Consider the following 363-nt stretch of genomic DNA (forward strand, 5'->3'; position numbering starts at 1 on the left):
GATTACGAGAGAAGTCATATTCAACCTCTAAATTTCTTTACGTTCTGGCGAAGTCCGAGAGAGGACATCAGCCCTTGGCAGCAGCGCAGCCTGGCGAGGGACGGCCAGCAAGGGCCGCCCCGCAGCCAAGGCCGTCGTCCCCCTTTGGGGGAAGGCGCCGCAGGCGACTCAGGGGGAGTCAGATCACTTTGGCTTCATTTTTCAGCTTGTCGACCAGAGCGGCCACATCGGCCACCTTGACGCCAGCGCCGCGCTTGGCAGGCTCGGAAACCTTCACGGTCTTCAGGTGCGGCGTTACGTCCACGCCCAGATCTTCGGGCTTGAAGATGTCCAGCTGCTTTTTCTTGGCCTTCATGATGTTGG

The 363-nt window shown here is 59.5% G+C and carries 1 pseudogene; it reads right to left on the reverse strand.

Annotated elements, in window-relative coordinates:
- Positions 1 to 178: 178 nt before the first annotated feature.
- Positions 179 to 363, reverse strand: a pseudogene (locus P353_RS27735) (electron transfer flavoprotein subunit beta/FixA family protein); the annotation flags it as partial.

Origin of the sequence: Comamonas testosteroni (genome assembly GCF_000761245.1) — a bacterium.
In the GTDB taxonomy this organism is placed as follows: Bacteria; Pseudomonadota; Gammaproteobacteria; order Burkholderiales; family Burkholderiaceae_C; genus Comamonas; species Comamonas testosteroni_C.